The organism is Prevotella mikamonis (assembly GCF_055381405.1).
Map to the genome: position 1 here is coordinate 2,241,761 of NZ_AP035785.1, position 21,033 is coordinate 2,262,793.

General features: G+C 45.6%; 18 protein-coding genes, 1 tRNA gene and 1 pseudogene. 13 read left to right on the forward strand and 7 right to left on the reverse strand.

Annotated elements, in window-relative coordinates; translation table 11 throughout:
• Nucleotides 1-253 precede the first annotated feature (253 nt).
• Nucleotides 254-1,405, reverse strand: coding sequence for a Fic family protein (locus ACZ42L_RS09375; RefSeq protein ID WP_464702553.1), 1,152 nt, complete (start codon nt 1,403-1,405; stop codon nt 254-256).
• A gap of 309 nt (nt 1,406-1,714) precedes the next feature.
• Between ACZ42L_RS09375 and ACZ42L_RS09380 the strand changes: the two genes are divergently transcribed.
• From ACZ42L_RS09380 to ACZ42L_RS09400, 5 genes are all read left to right on the forward strand, one after another.
• Entirely contained in the window at nt 1,715-3,073 is a 1,359-nt protein-coding gene (locus ACZ42L_RS09380; protein ID WP_464715935.1) for a sodium-dependent transporter, read from the forward strand.
• A gap of 3 nt (nt 3,074-3,076) precedes the next feature.
• A complete protein-coding gene (locus ACZ42L_RS09385; RefSeq protein ID WP_464715936.1) occupies nt 3,077-4,435 on the forward strand; it encodes a sodium-dependent transporter in 1,359 nt (452 codons plus the stop codon).
• Nucleotides 4,436-4,441: 6 nt separating this feature from the next.
• Entirely contained in the window at nt 4,442-5,332 is an 891-nt protein-coding gene (locus ACZ42L_RS09390; protein ID WP_464705935.1) for a ComEA family DNA-binding protein, read from the forward strand.
• A 143-nt stretch (nt 5,333-5,475) separates the two neighbouring features.
• A complete protein-coding gene (locus tag ACZ42L_RS09395) occupies nt 5,476-7,521 on the forward strand; it encodes a protein-disulfide reductase DsbD family protein (RefSeq protein ID WP_464715937.1) in 2,046 nt (681 codons plus the stop codon).
• Nucleotides 7,522-7,771: 250 nt separating this feature from the next.
• Nucleotides 7,772-8,767, forward strand: a complete 996-nt coding sequence (locus ACZ42L_RS09400; RefSeq protein ID WP_464701678.1) for a YqiA/YcfP family alpha/beta fold hydrolase — start codon at nt 7,772-7,774, stop codon at nt 8,765-8,767.
• On the opposite strand, the gene ACZ42L_RS09405 is transcribed toward ACZ42L_RS09400, so the two are convergent.
• Nucleotides 8,768-9,862 carry a mannose-1-phosphate guanylyltransferase gene (locus tag ACZ42L_RS09405; protein WP_464715938.1) on the reverse strand — a complete coding sequence of 365 codons (1,095 nt, stop codon included), beginning with the start codon at nt 9,860-9,862 and terminating at the stop codon, nt 8,768-8,770.
• Between the two features lie 171 nt (nt 9,863-10,033).
• On the opposite strand from ACZ42L_RS09405, the gene ACZ42L_RS09410 reads away from it, so the two are divergent.
• Nucleotides 10,034-10,115 (forward strand) — tRNA-Leu (locus ACZ42L_RS09410).
• A 503-nt stretch (nt 10,116-10,618) separates the two neighbouring features.
• Here the strand turns inward: ACZ42L_RS09410 and ACZ42L_RS09415 are convergent.
• From ACZ42L_RS09415 to ACZ42L_RS09430, 4 genes and pseudogenes are all read right to left on the reverse strand, one after another.
• A pseudogene (locus ACZ42L_RS09415) lies at nt 10,619-10,969 on the reverse strand (virulence RhuM family protein); the annotation flags it as partial.
• Between the two features lie 654 nt (nt 10,970-11,623).
• On the reverse strand, nt 11,624-11,854 hold the full coding sequence (locus tag ACZ42L_RS09420) for a hypothetical protein (protein ID WP_464715939.1): 231 nt from the start codon (nt 11,852-11,854) through the stop codon (nt 11,624-11,626).
• A gap of 1 nt (nt 11,855) precedes the next feature.
• Nucleotides 11,856-12,023: a hypothetical protein gene (locus ACZ42L_RS09425; RefSeq protein WP_464715940.1), complete on the reverse strand. Its 168-nt coding sequence runs from the start codon at nt 12,021-12,023 to the stop codon at nt 11,856-11,858.
• Nucleotides 12,024-12,233 carry a helix-turn-helix transcriptional regulator gene (locus tag ACZ42L_RS09430; protein WP_464698600.1) on the reverse strand — a complete coding sequence of 70 codons (210 nt, stop codon included), beginning with the start codon at nt 12,231-12,233 and terminating at the stop codon, nt 12,024-12,026.
• Between the two features lie 857 nt (nt 12,234-13,090).
• Between ACZ42L_RS09430 and ACZ42L_RS09435 the strand changes: the two genes are divergently transcribed.
• The 7 genes from ACZ42L_RS09435 (at nt 13,091) to ACZ42L_RS09465 (ending at nt 20,085) form a co-directional block, all read left to right on the forward strand.
• Entirely contained in the window at nt 13,091-13,267 is a 177-nt protein-coding gene (locus ACZ42L_RS09435; RefSeq protein WP_464698602.1) for a hypothetical protein, read from the forward strand.
• Nucleotides 13,268-13,331: 64 nt separating this feature from the next.
• Nucleotides 13,332-15,104, forward strand: coding sequence for a leucine-rich repeat domain-containing protein (locus tag ACZ42L_RS09440; RefSeq protein ID WP_464715941.1), 1,773 nt, complete (start codon nt 13,332-13,334; stop codon nt 15,102-15,104).
• A 496-nt stretch (nt 15,105-15,600) separates the two neighbouring features.
• The gene (gene thiD, locus ACZ42L_RS09445; protein WP_464715942.1) at nt 15,601-16,422 is read left to right on the forward strand and encodes a bifunctional hydroxymethylpyrimidine kinase/phosphomethylpyrimidine kinase; all 822 of its coding nucleotides are present in this window, start codon (nt 15,601-15,603) and stop codon (nt 16,420-16,422) included.
• The gene (locus tag ACZ42L_RS09450) at nt 16,419-17,033 is read left to right on the forward strand and encodes a thiamine phosphate synthase (RefSeq protein WP_464715943.1); all 615 of its coding nucleotides are present in this window, start codon (nt 16,419-16,421) and stop codon (nt 17,031-17,033) included. The genes thiD and ACZ42L_RS09450 overlap by 4 nt, the downstream gene beginning before the upstream one ends.
• A gap of 6 nt (nt 17,034-17,039) precedes the next feature.
• Nucleotides 17,040-18,626 (forward strand): phosphomethylpyrimidine synthase ThiC, encoded by a 1,587-nt coding sequence (gene thiC / locus ACZ42L_RS09455; protein ID WP_464715944.1) that lies wholly within the window; start codon nt 17,040-17,042, stop codon nt 18,624-18,626.
• A 22-nt stretch (nt 18,627-18,648) separates the two neighbouring features.
• The gene (locus ACZ42L_RS09460) at nt 18,649-19,419 is read left to right on the forward strand and encodes a sulfide-dependent adenosine diphosphate thiazole synthase (RefSeq protein ID WP_464698612.1); all 771 of its coding nucleotides are present in this window, start codon (nt 18,649-18,651) and stop codon (nt 19,417-19,419) included.
• 78 nt (nt 19,420-19,497) lie between these two features.
• Entirely contained in the window at nt 19,498-20,085 is a 588-nt protein-coding gene (locus ACZ42L_RS09465; protein WP_464715945.1) for a thiamine phosphate synthase, read from the forward strand.
• A 12-nt stretch (nt 20,086-20,097) separates the two neighbouring features.
• Here ACZ42L_RS09465 and dinD read toward each other — a convergent pair whose 3' ends face one another.
• Complete coding sequence (dinD, locus tag ACZ42L_RS09470; protein ID WP_464715946.1) at nt 20,098-20,928, reverse strand: DNA damage-inducible protein D; 831 nt, start codon at nt 20,926-20,928, stop codon at nt 20,098-20,100.
• Between the last annotated feature and the right edge of the window lie 105 nt (nt 20,929-21,033).

The following is a 21,033-nucleotide window of genomic DNA, read 5'->3' on the forward strand; positions in this document are numbered from 1 at the left end:
TTCAAAAACGGTAGAGCAATCTTTTCCCTTGATTTACTGCCAAGGCTCAACAGCATTGCTGCCGGGCCTTGGCAGCATTACTGTTCGGCCCTTGCAGCAGTTGTGCCGAGGCCTTGCAGTAAAATGGATGAAGGAAACCTTTCTTTTTATTATTACTGTCCGCTGATGGTGATACAATTAAATTATAAGGGGACTCTTTTTTGATTATAAACCTTTACCTCTCTGATATATTAATCTAAATATTTGTATGCTGTTATGCGTAATAATCTTTTTCGAATATGTCCATATATTTTTGGAACACGAAGATACGATTCCGACTTTGTCCTGTCAATTCTTTAAGATAGTTATCAGTACATAAATCTTTAATGAGTATATTGGCAGATTTGTATGTTACGTTGCAAGCTTTTGCTGCATCCTCGACATTTGTATAGGGATTTTCCAGTAGCTTGTGCATCAATACAATGGCTGTTGTGCTCCTTCTTCCATATCTTCTACGTATGTCCTCTTCCATCTCATCCTTGAACCGGATAATTTGTGAAAGGGTTTCTACAGCTATCGTTGCAGTTTGTTCAACACCAACCAAAAAATATTTCACCCATTGTAACATGTCGTTCTTTATACGAATGTTATTAAGATTATCGTAATAAATATCTTTCTTTCTCTCAAAAAAGGTGGAGAGATATAGGAGAGGCCTGTTGAGAATGTTTTCTTTTACCAAAAACAGCGTAATAAGCAATCGTCCAATTCGGCCATTGCCGTCAAGAAAGGGGTGAATGGTCTCGAATTGATAATGTGCTATTGCAATCCGAATAAGTGCAGGAACATGTATAGCGTCATTATTCATAAATTTCTCTAGGTCGCTCATTAATTCGTCAAGCAGTTGGTGATGAGGGGGAATATATCGGGCATCTGCTAAGGAAGCACCTCCTATCCAATTCTGGCTTGTCCGAATCTCTCCTGGCATTTTGTGTTCACCACGTACACTATTCAATAATATTTTGTGAGTAGATTTGATGAGCCTTGACGAAATAGGGAGTCTCTTCAGTTCTTCTATTGCCTGATTAATGGCAATGATATAATTTTGTACTTCTTGCCAGTCATCTCTCCTTTCTGGAAGAATTTCGCTTTTGGGAAGAATAGCCTCGTCAATTCTTGTTTGCGTACCTTCGATTCGGCTTGAATCTACTGCCTCTTTTATAACGTGCAACTGTATAAAGAGATCGATATTAGGAACTAACCGTGAAAAAGAATTCAGTTCACCTAGTTTGACAGCAGCCTTTTCTAGCAAATGATTGATTGATGGGTCATTCCACATCCATTCGTCGTTGATAAAAGATGGAACAAAATATTTATAGCCATATCCTTGTTCGTAATGACCAGACTCAAATTTTTCAATTTCTATCATATTATCTCTTTTTGATACAAAGATACAATAAAATATTTGTTATTTTACTTTATTGCCGAAAAATAAAATAAGAGAAGTCCTTATTTTACTTTCCTTGCAATGTATATCCTAACTTCTCAAAGCATTCTTTGAACTGTTGTTTTCTTTCTTCCTTTTTCCTGATACAAAAGATTACACATGTTAATTTTTTCATGTTATGAGTGTGCTTTTAGGGAATTGTGTTGTAAAGAATCAATAAAACTGTAGCAGATTGTTACTAAATTCAGATATTATGATTAAATTTGCAATATATTTAATGGAAACACAAACATGTCTGAAGAAAGAGTGAATTTTGGAAGTAAGCTGGGCGTTATCCTTGCTACGGCAGGTTCGGCAGTGGGATTGGGTAACGTATGGCGCTTTCCCTATATGACCGGAGAGAATGGTGGGGCGGCTTTTATCATCATTTATCTGGGCTGTATCTTGTTGCTCGGCATTCCCTGTATGGTTTCGGAATTCATCATTGGCAGGCACAGTGCGTCGAATATGGCGCGTGCTTATACGAAGCTGGGAAACGGTACGCCGTGGCGACTGGTCGGCTATATGGGTGTCATCACGGGATTCCTGATTACGGGTTATTATGCCGTGGTGTCGGGATGGTGTCTACAATATATCTATGCCTCTGTGATGGGCGAACTGAAAGGAGATCCAACGATGGTGGCACAGTATTTCTCGGATTTTGAGCAATCGCCCGTCCGACCTGTCTTCTGGACTGTCGCCATCCTTCTTATGACTCATGCCGTTATTATACATGGTGTGCGTGGAGGCATCGAAAAGACTTCGAAGCTCTTCATGCCCGTGTTGTTTATCCTGCTGATAGTTATTGTCGTGGCTGCTTGTCTGTTGCCGGATGGCAATAAGGGAATTAACTATTTGCTCAATCCTGACTTCTCCAAAGTAGACCAAAATGTGTTTCTCGGTGCTCTGGGACAGTCGTTCTACTCGCTCAGCATCGGTATGGGCTGTATCTGTACCTATGCTTCTTACTTTAGCCGACAGACCAATCTGCTGCGTTCGTCGGTGCAGGTGGCGGGGGTAGATACGCTCGTGGCCATTCTGGCCGGACTCATGATATTTCCTGCGGCTTTCTCCGTGGGTGTGAATCCTGGCAGTGGACCGGCTCTTATTTTCATCACCTTGCCCAATGTCTTCAACCAGGCTTTTGTGGGTATTCCTGCTTTGGGGTGGGTGGTATCTCTCTTCTTCTATGCCCTGTTGTCGTTGGCTGCGCTGACAAGCCTTATCTCCCTGCACGAGGTGAGTACGGCTTTCTGTTTTGAAGAGATGCGTGTCAGTCGGAAGAAGGGAGCAACCATCGTGACCATAGCCACCATTATCGTGGGTATTCTGTGCTCGTTGTCGCTGGGCGGAGTAGACTTCCTGAAGGTAGGCGGTATGTCGCTGTTCGATATCTTCGATTTTGTGACGGGTCAGATATTCCTGCCTGTCATCGGATTTTTTACTTGTATATTCGTGGGATGGTATGTCCCGCGCACGCTGGTACGCGATGAATTCACCAACTGGGGGACGGTGAGTACGCGTTTCTTTGGCGTTTATCTGTTCTGTGTGCGCTATATCTGCCCGTTGGCCATTCTGGCAGTATTCCTTCATCAACTGAAAATATTCTAATTGATGCCTGCGGAAAGAGGTGATTTCAAGACCAAGCTAGGTATTATTCTGGCTACAGCCGGTTCGGCCGTGGGGCTGGGCAACATCTGGCGTTTCCCCTATATGACAGGTCAGGACGGCGGTGCAGCCTTCATCCTGGTCTATATAGCCTGTGTACTGATGCTTGGTATTCCCGGTGTCATCAGTGAGTTTATTGTGGGCAGGCACGCTTCGGCCAATGCCGTGAGAGCCTATCGCAATCTGGGGAATGGTCGGCCGTGGCATCTATTGGGTATGCTGGGCATTCTTACCTCGACAATTATTCTCGGTTTCTATGCCGTGGTGGCTGGTTGGTGTCTGCAATATCTCTATGCTGCCATCACTGCCCAACTATCCGGCGACGCTCAGTATGTGGTGAAATATTTCCATGAGTTCTCCACCAATCCTGTTCGGCCAACGCTCTGGGCGGTGGCATTCATCTTGATAACCCACACCATTGTGGTGAAAGGAGTGCGCAACGGCATTGAGAAAGCCAGCAATATGATGATGCCCACGCTGTTTGTCTTGTTGTTCGTTATCGTCGTGGCGGCTTGCACTTTGCCTGGTTCGATGGAGGGGGTGAAGTTTCTCTTCAAGCCCGATTTCAGCAAACTCACGCATAATGTGTTCCTCGACGCCCTCGGTCAGGCTTTCTTCTCGCTCTCATTGGGAACAGCCTGTCTCTGTACCTATGCTTCTTATTTCAGTCGACAGACCAATCTGGCGAAGTCGGCGTGCCAGATAGCTCTGCTCGATACGCTCATAGCCATCCTCGCCGGACTTATGATATTCCCGGCAGCCTTCTCTGTCGGCGTGAAGCCCGACAGTGGTCCGGCCCTTATCTTCATTACGTTGCCTTCAGTGTTCCAGCAGGCTTTCGGAGCAATACCGCTGCTGGGCTACGTTATCGGTATTTTGTTCTATGCGATGCTGTCGCTGGCTGCCCTCACTTCTACTATCTCCATGCACGAGATTGGTACGGCCTATTTTTACGAAGAATATCACATTACGCGTCGCAAAGGGGCATGGATACAGACTGCCATCGGCTGTACGCTGACCATAGCGTGCTCGCTCTCGATGGGCGATATTGACGGTTTGCACTTCTTTGGAAAGAGTTTCCTGGATTGGTGTGACTTTATTACCGGCCAAATCATGCTGCCGACGGGAGCTTTCTTCACCTGCATATTCGTAGGATGGTATATTCCCAAGAAGATTGTGGTCGACGAATTTACGAATTGGGGTACGCTGCGTGGCACGTTTCTGGGTATCTATCTGTTTGTGGTAAGGTTTGTCTGTCCGCTCTGTATATTAGCAGTTTTCTTCCATCAGTTAGGTTTTATTTGACGAAATATGCGTTGGCGGGCATTTTTTTATTTCCAGAAATCCGATCGGAAGGTGTTTCTCACGATTCTCACCATCGTGATAGTGGCACTGGGCCTATATCTGTTGATAGACGAGGGGGAAGTTGCCCGGCAAACGGTGAGGGGACGTGAAGTGCGGAAATCTGTGGCGCAGAAACCTGTGAAGTATTATGCCCAACCCCGACAAACGGCTGAGCGATTTGCTTTCGATCCCAATACGGCCGACAGCACACAGCTGCTTCGGCTCGGCTTGCAGCCGTGGCAGGTGCGCACCATTTATCGGTATCGGGCGAAGGGCGGTATTTATCGCCAACCCGAAGACTTTGCCCGACTTTACGGGCTTACCAAGGGGCAGTATGAATCGTTACGCCCCTATATAGTGATAGGGGAGGATTATCAGCCTGCCGAGCGATTTTATGGGCATGACCGACGCGTAGATTTGCCGGAAAAGCCAGATACTTTGCCGCGTCGCTATCCTGTAAAACTAAAGTTGGGGGAGCATGTAGTACTTAATATGGCAGACACATCGATGTTGAAACGTGTGCCAGGGGTGGGTAGCTATTATGCACGCGAGATAGTGAATTACGGTCGTCGATTGGGCGGGTTTGCGCATGTAGGACAGCTCAAGGAGATAGAAGGATTTCCGAACGAGGCACTGCCTTATTTTAAGGTGGAAGACGGAAGTGTGAAAAAACTGAATCTGAATAAGATGACGCTGAGCGAGTTGCGCCGTCATCCGTATATCAATTTCTATCAGGCACGCGATATAACTGATTATCGACGGCTGAAAGGTCCTCTGAAAAGTGCCGACGATTTGCGCCATTTGCAGTCGTTCAGCGCGGCGGCCATTGAACGTTTGCGCCCCTATGTGGGCTTCTGAACAGGGTAGCTATATCATGTTTTCGGCATGTCGAAGCATGGTTATCACTTATTTTTTTTATTTTTGCAACTGAACTAAGATAATGGTGGGCTTGTCGCACAGTGCAAGTCCGCCCGATATATAACTCAAACCAACACAAATATATGAACTATACTCATTGGAAGTCGGCTTGGCTGACACTCTTTTTAGCAATATTTACGCTAGCTACCCATGCCCAGTTAATCAATCCCGTACACTTCTCGGTGCAGCAGAAACAGATTTCGCCCACCGAGGTAGACCTGGTTTTCACCGGGAAGATAGATGCCGGATGGCATGTTTATTCCACCGGACTGCCCTCAGACGGACCAATATCGGCCTCGTTGGCAGTAGACAAGGCTGTCGGTGTACAGAAAGTAGGGAAGCTACAGGCACGTGGCAAGGAGATTAATACGTTTGACAAGCTGTTCGAGATGAACCTGCGTTATTTCGAGCATGCCGTCACTTTCGTGCAGAAATTCAAGATAACGGGTAAGACCTACGACGTGAAGGGTTATCTGGAATACGGGGCATGCAATGACCAGAACTGTCTGCCACCGACCCAGGTAGACTATCATATCAAAGGAAACGGACCGGCCGAGGCACCCGAAGCCACCGATGTGGCAGCAACGGCGTTGGCCAGTCAGGCCAAAGCCGACTCTGTGGGTAAGGTTGGAATTCCCGATTCGGCAAAGACGGATACCACCCAGATGGCTGCATCGTCGTCAGATGTGAAAGCAGAATTGTGGAAGCCGGTGGTCAAAGAGCTGAAAATTCTGAATGGTGACACCCTCAGTCGTTCTTGGTTCTACATTTTCCTGATGGGCTTTGTGGGTGGATTATTAGCGCTGTTTACACCTTGCGTGTGGCCCATCATCCCCATGACGGTGAGTTTCTTCCTCAAACGGGCCGGCGATAGGAGCCGTGGGGTGTTCGATGCCGTGCTCTATGGCGTTTCGATTATCGTGATTTATCTGTCGCTCGGACTTATTATTACCGGTCTGTTCGGGGCTTCGTCGCTCAATACACTCGCCACCGATGCTGGCTTCAATATCTTCTTTTTCTTGATGCTCGTAGTGTTTGCACTGTCGTTCTTCGGCTGGTTTGAACTCACGTTGCCTGCATCCTGGACCAACAGCGTGGACTCGAAAGCGAGCCGTACAAGCGGTTTGCTGAGCATTTTCCTGATGGCTTTCACGCTGGCATTGGTGTCGTTCTCCTGCACCGGACCGATTATAGGATTCCTGTTAGTAGAGGTTTCCAATGCTGAAAACATCCTCGGACCGGCCATCGGCATGTTTGGGTTTGCATTGGCATTGGCCCTCCCATTCACACTCTTTGCCTTGTTCCCCACTTGGCTGAAGAAAGTTCCGAAGTCGGGTGGCTGGATGAATATCATCAAAGTGTCATTAGGATTCATAGAATTGGCTTTCTCGTTGAAGTTTTTCTCGACTGCCGACATGGCTTACGGATGGCATCTGCTCGACCGCGAAGTGTTCCTCTCGCTTTGGATAGTAATCTTCGGCCTGTTGGGATTGTACTTGATAGGCAAACTGAAGTTCCCCCACGATGACCCGTCAAGTCATGCCATGCCTGTTCCGTGTATCATGCTGGGACTTGTTTCGCTCGCTTTCTCCGTATATATGATTCCTGGTCTGTGGGGTGCTCCGCTGAAGGCCGTGAGTGCTTTTGCTCCCCCGATGATGACACAAGACTTCAATCTGTACCATAACGAGGTGCGGGCGCAATATACTAACTACGAAGAGGGAATGGCGGCAGCGGCAGCTCAGCGCAAGCCGGTGTTGATAGACTTCACCGGATTCGGCTGTACGAACTGCCGGGAAATGGAGGCTGCTGTGTGGACAAACCCACTGGTGGCCGACAAGTTGAAGAATGACTACGTGCTGATTTCGCTCTATGTGGACGACAGGAAGCCGCTGGCCGAACCGATGGAGGTGGTGGAAAACGGAAAGAAGCGGACATTGCGCACCGTTGGAGAGAAGTGGAGCTACTTGCAGCGCAGCAAGTTTGGCGCCAACGTGCAGCCGTTCTACGTGTTGCTGGATACCAAGGGAATGCCTCTTACCAAGTCGTACAGCTACGACAAGAATGTCTCTCATTATCTTGATTTCCTGAACAAAGGATTGGATGAGGCACGTAAAAAAGAGAAGTAGCTCCCAGCTATAGATGGAATAAGAACAGCCGCTCTCTTGATTTAAGTCAAGAAAGCGGCTGTTATCGCAAACAATTAGCGAAAAAAGTTTGCATATAAGGATTTCTCCTCTATCTTTGCATCGTGTTTTTCATAGTATTAGATTTAAGGTTAACAAAGGTTTGGACTCGGCGGAGTCCTTTTTTTATGCCCTTACGTTTGATGCTGTCTTATGAAAATTGATTAATTTTGGAGACTATATGAGCAACCCGATGGAAAATCCTTATATCAAGCAATATCCCGACCTGATGGTGGGTAAGAAGATTCTATATGTACATGGTTTCGGTTCGTCGGCCCAATCGGGTACGGTGAAGCGTATTCAGGAGGCATTGCCACGCTCTGTGGTATTGGCATACGACCTTCCTGTGCATCCGCAAGAAGCGATGGAGCTGCTGAGGACCGTATGTGAAGAGCAGCATCCCGACTTGATTATCGGCACGTCGATGGGTGGTATGTATGCCGAGATGCTGACGGGCTACGACCGTATCTTGGTGAATCCGGCCTTTGAGATGGGACAGACCATGCACGACCATAACATGATGGGGAAACAGGTGTTTCAGAACCCACGTCAAGACGGAGTGCAGGAGTTTTTCGTAGACAAGGCTCTGGTGAAGGAATATCGCGAGATAACAGCTCAATGTTTTGCCCATGTATCGCCCGAAGAGCAAGAGCGTGTCTACGGACTCTTTGGCGATGAAGACCCAGTGGTGCATACGTTTGACTTGTTTCGTAGTCACTATCCGCACGCCATCCATTTTCATGGCGAGCATCGCATGACGGATAGGAGTTTTATGCGTGGTGTGTTGCCGGTGATAAGATGGATAGACGACCGCCAGGAAAAGCGTGAGCGCAACATTATATATATAGGTGAAGAGTGTCTGAAGGATTCGTATGGCAAACCGAAGTCGAGTTTTAATAAGGCTTTTGATTTTCTGATAGAGCATTATGCGGTGTATATCGTGGCAGCAGCGCCTACCAATGATCATGAATCTATCTCGCAGATGCAGGACTGGACGGAGCAATACATCTCGACGCCGGCCCACAATCGAGTGGTATTCACCAATCAGCGACAACTGCTCTATGGCGATTATTTCATTGCGACAGAGCCGTTGTCCGATTTCATGGGAACGGTGATACCTTTTGCCGGCGACGAGTTCAAGACGTGGGAAGAGGTGATAGTCTATTTCGAACGGCTGGGCGGACAGTAATTACACGTAGTCGTCGCCTTTCTTCATCTGTACTTCACTGACATATTTACGGATGAGTGCCGATGAATCTTCTTTCTTGCAGATGAGTAAAACGTTGTCTTGTTCGGCCACGATAAAGCCGTCGAGCCCATTGATGACGGCCAGTTTGCCTTTTGGCAGTTTGATGATATTGCCGTGGCTATTATCCAGTAGCACGTCGGAGGAAATGACCACGTTGTCGTCCTGGCTCTTCTGCATGGCCTCGTAGATGCCATGCCACGTGCCGAGGTCGGCCCATCCGAAGTCGCACATCATCACGCAAACACGGTCCGACTTTTCCAGAATGCCGTAGTCGATGGATATATTGGGGTAGGAAGGGAAGTTCTCGTTGATGAATTCATTCTCTTCTTCGATAGTGAAATTGGGCTTTGCTTCGTCCAACGTGCTCAATACTGCCGGCAGGAATTTATAGAAACATACGCTCAGATATTGCAGATTGCAAAGGAAAAGTCCCGTATTCCAATACCATTCACCACTTTCCATAAACATGCGGGCAAACTCCCTATCGGGCTTCTCGATGAATGTCTTCACCTCATATACATCCTCCATGTCGGCAGGGTCGCCCATCTGAATATATCCATAGCCTGGTTCAGGACGTGTAGGACGGATACCCATTGTGAGCAAGGTGTTGTTTTGGCTCACGAAATCCAGTCCCTCCAAGATGTTTTTGCGGTACACATCCTCGCGGAAGACAATCTGGTCTGACGGGGTAACCAGTAAGTTTGCATTAGGGTTGATATGCCCAATGCGGTGGGCAGCCCACGCTACACTGGGCGCAGTATTGCGCCATATAGGCTCGGCCATGAGATTATCAGACGGTAGTTGAGGTAATTGCTCCCTCACAAGGTCTGCATATTCTGCGTTCGTATTGACGAAGATGTGGTCTAAGGGGAATATACGCGATACGCGTTCGTAGGTCTGTTGTAGCTGAGTTAGCCCAGTTCCAAAGAAATCAATGAATTGTTTGGGAAGTTTCTCGCGGCTGCAAGGCCAAAGTCGTCGTCCCTTTCCACCGGCGAGAATGACGCAGTAATTGTTTCTAAGGTCATTGTCCATGTTAGTGCTATTAGCGTTCTTGCCACGAAAGTAGCGATTTAAAATCATCCTCACAAAGCTTTTTTGCTTTTTTATCAAACAATAAGTACTTTAATCATTCGCAAGTTTTCGCCAAAAAAGTTTGCTGGAACAAAAAAAAGAATTACCTTTGCAACCGTCTTTACAAGCTATGCCCAGATGGCGGAATCGGTAGACGCGCTGGTCTCAAACACCAGTGGAGCAATCCATCCCGGTTCGATCCCGGGTCTGGGTACTGAATTGGAGGAATCGCAAGATTCCTCCTTTTTGTTTTAGTATGTACTAAAAAGTGTGCTGTTGTAGTTTTTTATCAATTAATTCTATATTTTATTAATGGCAACTCTCCTTTGTTGGAATCCATAAGTAAGTACAGAAGAATAACCCTATATGGAGCAGGCGTAACCAAAATTCTCGTTTAGTTGAGTTTGTGTGCTACATCTTGTTCCTACTTACTGTTAAATCTACTGACGACACATTCCCCACGACTGCGCATATCAGTTGCCCAATCATATACATGCAACACCATCCCGGAAGATATGTTGCTCGATGCAAGGAAAGCTGTCTTTTGCAATTTCAACAGTTCCTGATTGCCAAGATATTGCGTGTGGACTATCATTGGTTATTCTCCTCGTTGTCTTTCTTTTTGTTGTTCTTTTGTGGTGCGATACGCTTCAGGTCTTGGCCGAGTTCCTTAATACTTTCAAAGTACTCTATTTGTCGTTGCTGCTTTTTGTAAGTAATATATCCTCTGAGCCTCTGTGTTGCCCAAATGCGGAACTGCGTACCCTGCTGCGACTTCACCCGATAGCCAACAGAGATGATTACATCAAGGTTGTAATAATCCACTTGATAGGTTTTCCCATCTAAAGCAGTTGTTGCATAATTTGCAACAACTGAAGAGGCTTGCAATTCTCCTTCCTCGAAGATATTCTTCACATGCCGTGAAATAGTAGATTTATTACGTCCAAATAATGTTGCCATCTGGTCTAATGACAGCCACACGGTTTCCTTTTCAAACCGAACATCTATCTTTATATTTCCATCTGCCGATTGGTAGATGAGCATATTATCGTTGTTGTTTGCTTCCATTGTTCTATTTTTTAATTATAGTATCCTCACCGTATACTCTTTTACTTCTAACAGAGGCTACGACTTTTTTTATATAACCCTACATATTTTCGAACTTATCGGGGAACATTGTTATAACCATATCCTTTGAACATTTGATGAGTGCCTTATGATATGTTATCAAACAGTCTATTACATCATCCAATTGAACCTCTTTTAATGTTTCGTTAGAGTCATACAATAAATCGGCATTTCGCTTTAATGCATCAAGTAAATTTTCACCAGGCTTGTAGTGATATACCTGGAGATATCTTCTATTATGACTTTTTATGTCAGCATACAAAATAGAACTTCTATGCTTTATACTATTAGCCCAATTGGAAATTGGAGCATGTTGATTATTATGCAAATCCTCAATCTTATTTAGAAGTTTTGCGTCAACAATCCCTATATGTTTAGAAACAATTGCTTTAATACTCTCTAATTTGCATTTTTTCAAAATATCCTCAAAGTTTGAAGTCGATAATTCTATCGGCTTTTTTGTTTTTTTATAAAGCTCATAATAGAACCAAACAACCTGTAGTAAAAGGTCAAAAGTCGCATTATACCATAATATAGCATTATTAGTGAACTGAGTGCGTATCCATATATGCGCTTTTTCCGTATTGCAAGAATCTAAATATTCGGGGAAATTAATTTACAAGCATTACATAAATTAAATCTTCCAGAGCAAATGGATTCATACAGACTTTGTAATCTTCTATAAACTTCTAAAACAGAACGAGATTCAAGATTTCCATACTTTATAGGGAAATTATATGCCTCCATGCCATTAAGAAAGTTTGGCAATTCTAACACCTTAAAAGAATCCGAAAAATTAGGAATTTTACCATTTGAATGTTTCATGCTATTCTTCGTTTAGTTCCTCGCCCATGTGGTATTTGATATCGTAGTTAATGATGAAATCCAATTCTTCTTCGGCGAAGCCATAATGATGGGCAAGGACTTTGTCTATGATGGGTTTAAAGAACTTCTTCGTGTAAACATACGATTCAATAATTACTTCAATAGCCAATTACAATTCATCTGTCCATAATAAATCATCTACTCTTACCCCCAATATCTTTGCCAACAGAATGAACATTTCAATATTGGGTTGGGCAATATTCGTTACCCGCTTTGATATAACGGCAGGGTCTTTGTCAAGGATTTCTGCCAGTTGTTTATTTGTCATTCCTTTCTCAGCGAGAACCACCTTCAGGCGATTGATTTTCTTACGTTCCATGCTGATGTAACTTGATTGCACCTATAAAATTACTCATTATTTTTCAAATTATATGTAAACCTAAGTAGAAATATAGCTATTATAAGGCGAAAAAATATTTTTCAATTCATTTTTCTTATTACAATTTCAATTCTGGTAAACTATTTGTCGTCTTTTCCTTAAAAAACTGCAAGGCCTCGGCAGCGTTGCTGTCCGGGCTTTGCAGCACTGCTGTCCGGCTCTTGCAGCGATGCTGCGGAGGCTTTGCAGTAAAGAGAGGTTGGATATATAATGGGATACAAGCAATACGGGAAGCATCTTTTTGTGATTTATATTTGAATCCTTGTGTTTTATCAGTTGCATTTACGATATGGATTTCGCGGAGAAGATACGGAATCAGCTACCGACAGATGAGTCTAGGAATTTCTGTCGTTCCCAACCACTGTGTGTACAACATAATTTTGACTACGTGATAGGGTTGATACAGGGGGATATTTATTACTCTCTATCAGAATAACTCGTCATGGCAGGATGTGTTGGGGAGAGACTCGGTATTGATGTGTGCGGGATAGTTCCTAGTCTGCACTCCCTTTCCGCTTTTAGTTAATGAATATTACTATTTGTTGTTCCTTTATAAAATCCCGCAAAAAGAGATACAACTAGTTTTTTTTATCTATTTTTGTGCAATTTTTATTGATTAATGGATTTGAAGACTGTGGTGCGAGACGCTGAAACCATTGGAATGCCACGTAGCATAAGGGATATTCGGTACAATGAATCTGAGAGTAATCCTGTGGCACACATGTGGGAGTTTTATATATATGTCATAAAGAGTATAAATACATAATAGTTAAAAAAGAATTAGGAAGTTGTAAAAAATGAAGAAAGTTTATATTAAACCGGAGTCTGAAATTATCAGACTTAGTCTCTCGTCGCCCATAGCCGATGAGGGGCCCTTGTATACCACATCAAAAACTGTAGATCCGGAAACTATGGATGCGAGAGGATTCAATTTTCAATTTGACGAAGACTCCGACAGTGAATACAACTGGTAGGATAAGCCCAATGAGAGTGTTTGAAAACAACAAAAAACGAAGTATCAAGGTAAAAAGCAACAATATGAACAAGATTTTACATATTCTCCTGTGTACGGTAGCTCTGCTGTGCAGCACTGTGGCTCATGCACAGAATTTCGACTACGGCTCATACAAATATTCTGTTCTCAACAGCAATGCTAAGACTGTATATGTCAACGGTCTTGTCAATCCACAGACAGCTACCGTGAATGTTCCGGCCACGGTTACATACAATTCGGTAACATACCAGGTGACCAACATTTCCCCTCGCGCGTTCAGCGAGACTTCTGATCAGCATTACATCACAAGCGTTACACTGCCCGCCTCTTTAAAAACGGTCGATGTAGGAGCTTTCAAAGGTTGTACATTGCTCAAAAGCGTGGTCTTTCAAGCAACCGAAATGACCGCCATCCAGAGTGATGCCTTCAGAGATTGCATCTCATTGGAAACCGTGCAGATGCCCGGCAGACTTACGACACTCGCCGGCAGTACGTTTTACGGATGCGCAAAACTCCAGTCGATGACAATACCTGAAGGTGTGAAAGCAATAGAGCCTACCACTTTCAACAACTGTAGAAGCCTTGCAAGCCTGACATTGCCAAGCACACTGGAAACCATCAGGAAGTATTCTCTGGGACTTTGCCCAGCTTTGAAGAAGCTCCATATACCTGCTGGGGTAAAAACCATAGAGGGTGGTTCGTTCCGCGAGGATAGCGGACTGGAGGAGATTACTGTAGATGCTAGTAATTCTTACTTCATTTCAAAAAATGGCGTGCTGTTTGATAAAGCCATGAAACGGCTCATCTTGTTCCCGCCCAAAGTACCTGTCTATGAGAAATTCAACGCCTATTATGTTGTGCCAGGTACTGTGACGCACATCGACGACTATGCCTTCGACGACTATCCATATACGCACGTCACGCTGCCATCGGGGCTTCTGGAAATAGGCGAAGATGCTTTCTTGAACGGAAAACTTATTGAAGTAACCATACCGGCATCGGTTCAACATATCAGCCGGGACGCGTTTTCCCGCGACAATGCAACAGTCTACATGATGTCTGTAACACCCCCGACAACTGACGACACAAACATAAAAGGGCATACCGTATATGTAAAGCCGAGCGCACTGGCCAACTATCAGGCTCATCCGATATGGAAGGAAGCCAAGCTGATGACTGAGATACCTCTGGATGTGAAGGAGGGATGGAACACGCGCTGCTTCGATTTCGACGTGCAGTGTCCCACTGATGGAACGGTGACTCCATACGCCGTGACAGCATTCGACCCGTCCGTCCGCTCTACCACACTGACACCTTTTGCAGGCGGATACATCCCCTCGCGCCAAGGGCAAGGCAACAATGAGTTCGTGGGCGTACTGCTGAAGGTGAATGCCGGTGGGAACACCGTGAAGGTGACTATGGGCGAGAAAGACTATATGTCGGGAAATCAAACTACTTATACGGGAAAGAACTATCTGGTGGGTGCTACCGTCCCTACGTTTGTCACGGTAAAGGAAACGCGCAACGGCACGCTCTATACCAATTTCGGGTTGTCGAACGGTGAGTTTCGCTTGCTTTCGAAAGATGGTCTCACGACGCCTTCGAAGTGGAATCGTGCCTACCTTGGTCTGCCTCTTGGTACATCGAGTTCGGCCAGGTCATTTTCCTTCTTTATTAACACTCTGCAGACTACCGGAATAGAATCGTTGAAGACGGAGACAAGCGACGATGCCTGGTACACACTCAGTGGTATGCGGGTGAATAATCCCCAGCATGGTATCTATATTCACAAGGGGCGTCGGATACTTGTTCCCTAAACTTCCACCGATGCTCTCGGCTCGGTGCGGTGTATAGTTCCGGAGGTATTGAAAGAATGTCCGGACAACAATAAGACAATGAGGGTGTGGGTTTCCACGTCCTCATTGTTTATATCTGGTATGTTGTATGTTTGAATACAGAAGTTTTTATATTGGGTGTCCCGATGATTACAGACGAGCTACGACAGATGGTTTTCGATGAAGTGAATACCTGAACTTGCAACAAGAAGGAAGGAATAACTTAACTCCTTTTAACTGCTTCAATCGGCTGAAATATTTTTTAAGTCGTATCTTTGCAAACAGATAAACTTTCGGATTGACCGAAAATGGGGTGCCGCCTTATTGGGTGAGCTGAGATTATACCCGTATAACCTGACGCAGGTAATGCTGCCGTAGGGAGTGCGAAGTGAGAATTACGCGTTTATCTGTCCGCTATAGGTGTATTTGCCCCATTGTTTGGTCGTTCGAGAAGTGGCATTTGTTACTTTGAGAATGTATGATGTACTATGTAAAGACTTTGACGATAGCCGGTTCAGACAGTGGAGGGGGCGCAGGAATACAGGCTGATATCAAAACGATGTCGGCGTTGGGGTGTTATGCCTCGTCGGTGGTTACGGCCGTCACGGCACAAAACACGATAGGGGTGTATTGTGTTCAGCATATCGAGGCAAAGATAGTAGAAGCCCAACTACGGGCGGTACTGGCCGATTTACGTCCCCATGCTATAAAAACAGGGATGATGGGGAGTGCCGGAAACATGGAGAGTATTGCGAAAACCTTATCTGAGGTGAAGGATATTCCATTGATTGTAGACCCTGTGATGGTCTCTACTTCGGGCCATAAACTGATGGACGACGACGCTATCCGCACGTTCGACGAATATCTTTTACCTCTTGCCACCTTGCTGACTCCCAATATTCCGGAGGCAGAAGTCTTGGCGAGAATGCGTATTTCATCGGTGGCTGATATGGATGAGGCTGCAAAGATGATTCTAGGCCGTGGCTGTAAGGCCTTATTGATAAAAGGGGGGCACATAGAGGGGAAGGTGAAGAGCGACAGATTGTATTTTGCCGACAACAGAATGCCTATGGTCTTTGATGCTGAAACGATTGTGTCGCGCAATACACATGGTACGGGTTGCACACTTTCGTCGGCTGTTTGTGCCTTCATGGCGCGGGGCTTTCATCTGGAAGAGGCTGTTGCCAAGGCAAAAGCCTATGTCTCTGATGCCATAAGGCTGGGGGCTGACGTGGAAATAGGCAGTGGGCATGGGGCTGTGAACCATTTCTATAATCCAGAAAAACTCATCAAGCAATGACAAACATACAGTTTATTACGCACGAAAACCAAAAGTTTGATTACATAGAAGGTACGGAATTGGCGCTCCGTGGCGGATGCCGATGGGTACAACTGCGCATGAAGAATGCTACCGACGATGAGTTTTTGAGCGTTGGACGCCGGATGGCGCAGCTTTGTCGTGACTATCATGCAACATTCTTGCTCGACGACCGGGTGCATCTGGTCAATGAACTGGGGGCTGATGGGGTGCATGTGGGGAAAAACGACATGCCTGCCGACGAAGCCAGGGCGATACTTGGCAACGATAAAATCATCGGTGGGACGGCCAATACCTTTGCCGATATCCGGAAGTTGGCAGCACAGGGAGTGAATTACATAGGGTGTGGCCCGTACAGATATACCACGACCAAGCAGAATCTTGCTCCCTTGCTCGGCTTAAAAGGCTACGAAACATTGCTCACAGCCATGAAGGAGGTCCGAATACAGATTCCACTCATTGCCATAGGAGGCATTCTGCGCGACGATATACCTGATTTATTAAAGACAGGGGTGAGTGGAATTGCCATCAGTGGGGCGGTCTTGAACGCAGCAAATCCTGAAAAGGAAATGGAAAAACTAATTAATATATAGAGCATTATGAAGAACGACATCAAGATTTCTTATCCCGATTCGGAGAAGATTTATATGAATGGTGTGATATATCCGAATCTTCGGGTAGGAATGCGACGCATCCATCTGACGCCAACCGTTGCAAACGAAAACGAGAAGCGCATAGAAAGACCTAACGACCCTGTGATAGTTTACGACACGAGTGGTCCATATAGTGATCCGAATGTGGAAATAGACTTGCAAAAGGGCTTGCCAAAGTTACGCCAGCCGTGGATTGAAAATCGGCAAGGCACGCAGATGTATTACGCCAAGAAGGGTATCATAACCGAGGAAATGGAGTATGTTGCCATTCGCGAGAACATGAATTGTGAGGCGCTGGGCATAAAGACGCACATCACACCGGAGTTCGTGCGCGATGAAGTAGCGGCAGGGCGTGCCGTAATACCCGCCAACATCAACCACCCGGAGAGCGAACCCATGATTATCGGAACTAACTTTTGCGTGAAGATAAATACCAACATCGGCAATTCGCACGAGAATTCAAGCATTGAAGAGGAAGTGGAAAAGGCCGTGTGGAGCTGCAAATGGGGTGGCGATACCTTGATGGACTTATCGACGGGAACGAATATTCACGAGACAAGAGAATGGATTCTGCGCAACTGTCCTGTGCCTGTCGGCACTGTCCCGATGTATCAGGCTTTTGAAAAGGTCAACGGCAAGGCTGAAAACCTTACTTGGGAGATTTTCCGCGATACGCTTTTGGAACAATGCGAGCAAGGAGTCGATTACTTTACGATACACTGTGGCATTCGTTTAAAGAACGTTCATCTTGCAAACGGACGCCTGACGGGCATGGTCAGTCGTGGAGGTAGCATTATTTCCAAATGGTGTCAGGTGCACAATGAGGAAAGTTTCTTGTATAGTCACTTCGATGATATTTGCGATATATGCGCAAAATACGACGTGGCCATATCGTTGGGCGACGGTTTACGGCCCGGTTCAACTTACGATGCCAACGATGCTGCACAGTTTGCCGAGCTTGATACGATGGGAGAACTCGTGGAACGTGCCTGGGCGAAGAATGTTCAGGCCTTCATAGAAGGGCCGGGGCATGTGCCGATGCACAAGATTCGCGAGAATATGGACCGGCAAATTGAAAAATGTCATGGTGCGCCTTTCTACACTCTAGGTCCGCTTGTAACCGATATTGCACCGGCTTACGACCATATAACGAGTGCCATCGGAGCAGCGATGATAAGCTGGTACGGTACGGCCATGATTTGTTATGTCACACCGAAAGAGCATCTTGCACTTCCCGACAAGGACGATGTGCGCACGGGAGTAATTACATACAAGATAGCCGCCCATGCTGCCGATTTGGCAAAAGGACACCCTGGGGCTGCCATTCGGGATAATGCACTCAGCAAAGCGCGTTATGAATTCCGTTGGAAAGACCAATTCAATCTTGCGCTCGACCCCGAAAAGGCACTTGAATACTGGAAGACATCCAATAAAGTAGGTGGAAAATACTGCACCATGTGTGGGCCTAATTTCTGTGCCATGCGCATCAGTCAGACATTAGACGACTGCAACTGCAAAGAAGAAGCCAAGTAAAACAACTATAAACAAATATATTATGATAGAAAAGAAAGTATCAAAAGGGATTATCAGTACCTATTTTGCTAAAATGGAAAAGTGCCTCGAACTGGACGTTGCCATTGTCGGCGGCGGTCCTTCAGGCATTGCTGCTGCCTATTATATGGCAAAAGCCGGCTTGAACGTTGCACTGTTCGACCGTAAACTATCGCCGGGCGGCGGTATGTGGGGCGGTGCAATGATGTTCAATCAGTTGGTGGTGCAAGAAGAAGCCGTGAGTATTCTCAAGGATTTTGAGATTAATTACGAGCCATACGAAGACGGTTTGTACACTGCCGATTCGGTGGAAAGCACCTCTGCGCTGCTTTATAAGGCCACACATGCCGGTGCTACGATATTCAACTGCTATTCGGTAGAAGACGTTGTGTTCAAGAACAATGTTGTAAGTGGTGTGGTAGTCAACTGGACACCGGTGCTTCGCGAGGGGTTACACGTAGATCCATTGAACATTATGGCTAAGTTTGTGATAGACGGAACGGGCCACGACAGCGAAATGTGCCGTGTAGTGGCACGCAAAAACGGCATCCAACTCAATACGCCGACAGGCGATGTGATTGGCGAACGCTCGCTCGATGTGATAGAAGGCGAACGCCAAGTAGTAGAAGGAACTAAGGAAATATATCCCGGACTTTATGTTTGTGGTATGGCTTCATCGGCCGTTGGCGGCACACCACGCATGGGACCTATCTTCGGGGGTATGCTCCTTTCGGGTAAGAAGGTGGCAGAAGCAATCATTAATCGGTTGAAATAAGATATAAGTCGTGTGGTAATTGCTGTGTAAAAGCAGCAGTTACCACTTTTTTTATTACTCTTTATTATACATAGGGAAATGCGTTTTATAGTGATTACCGAACCGCAATTCGTCAACAACGAGGCAGCTGTTATCACCCGACTCTTGCGTTGGGGGGTAGACTTCGTGCATATCCGGAAGCCAGAATCCGCTGCCACAGATGTAGAAAACCTTATCAAAGCCATCCCGACAGAATATCACCGTCGCCTTGTTCTGCACGACCACTTTGATTTATTTGCTCATTTTACACTTCACGGACTACATCTAAACCGCCGAAATCGTAAACTGCCCCATGATTTTAAGGGGGCGGTTTCGCATTCTTGCCATACCCTAAAGGAGGTGGAATACTATAAACCCATGTGCGACTATGTTTTTCTCAGTCCTATTTTCAATAGCATATCCAAGCAAGGTTATGCGTCTGCGTTCACGCCACAGGCTCTTCTGGAGGCAAAAAGGCAAGGCATTATCGACAAAAAGGTATTTGCGCTGGGGGGCATTACAGCCTGCAACATAGAAGAAACAAAACACTATGGTTTCGGCGGAGTAGCCCTCTTAGGCGATGTCTGGAACAGGATAGGCGATACAGGCTTTGAAGCCTACATAAGAAGAATAACCCATTTGTGTTAAAATAAATTGCTGTTATTGTTTCTTCTTGCCAAGTATCTTTTTCTGCTCACTCATCAATCGGCGTTCCACCTTCTTGACATCTTCGGCAGGCGGTAGATTCTCTGGGATAATACCACGTTCAGTGAGCATCTTGCGTACGGCAGCATTGTTGTCAACATGCTCTCGTGTGATGGATGTTTCGCCTTGAAGGTCTTTAGCTTGTACGTTGACACTGGTCATTTCTGCTGCGAAATCCTTAGCCTTGATACTAATGGTCGGAAGAAAATCGGCAAGGGGACGACTTTGGGGCATACCCAACTTGTGCTTCATCATGTTCGTATTCAAACGGAAAAGCGTCTGATCTCCTTTAGAGCGGATAACAGCAAAAGTCTGATCGTTCACTCCACGTTCATACAAAATACCAGATAGTTTTCGTTCGGTCTCTTGTAATTTGGTGCGTGCCTTCACACGTTCGACTTCCAACAACCGTTGCTCTATCAGCTCTGCACGACGAGTCTGAATAGCAAAATAGGTCTGCGCGAAAGCTATTTGAGACTTTCTCGGATCTCCATTCTGTGCTACCAGATAGCAAGCATAGCGAGTAAGCATGATGTCGTCTACTTCTCGTTGAGCGCCTTTTGCTAAGTCTATCATTTTGCTGACGTCAGCAAAATGATTAGATATCGGTTGACCTGCATTATTACATGCCTCTTTTGCTTTATCTATTACATTACAGAAATTGCGCCATTGTTGGTAACCTAGTAATGTGCATAGTTCCCTGGCACTCCAACATTCTGTTTCGTCAATAATGCAAACAGCATCTTCATAACTCTGAAATAGAGCCAGTATATCTTCTTTCTTCATAAGGAATACTAGTTCTGTTTATTATAGTATCTTGCTAGACAACCTAGCTTCGTCTTCTATTCCATATATGCAAAAATAAATATAATTTGTATAACAACGTTATGT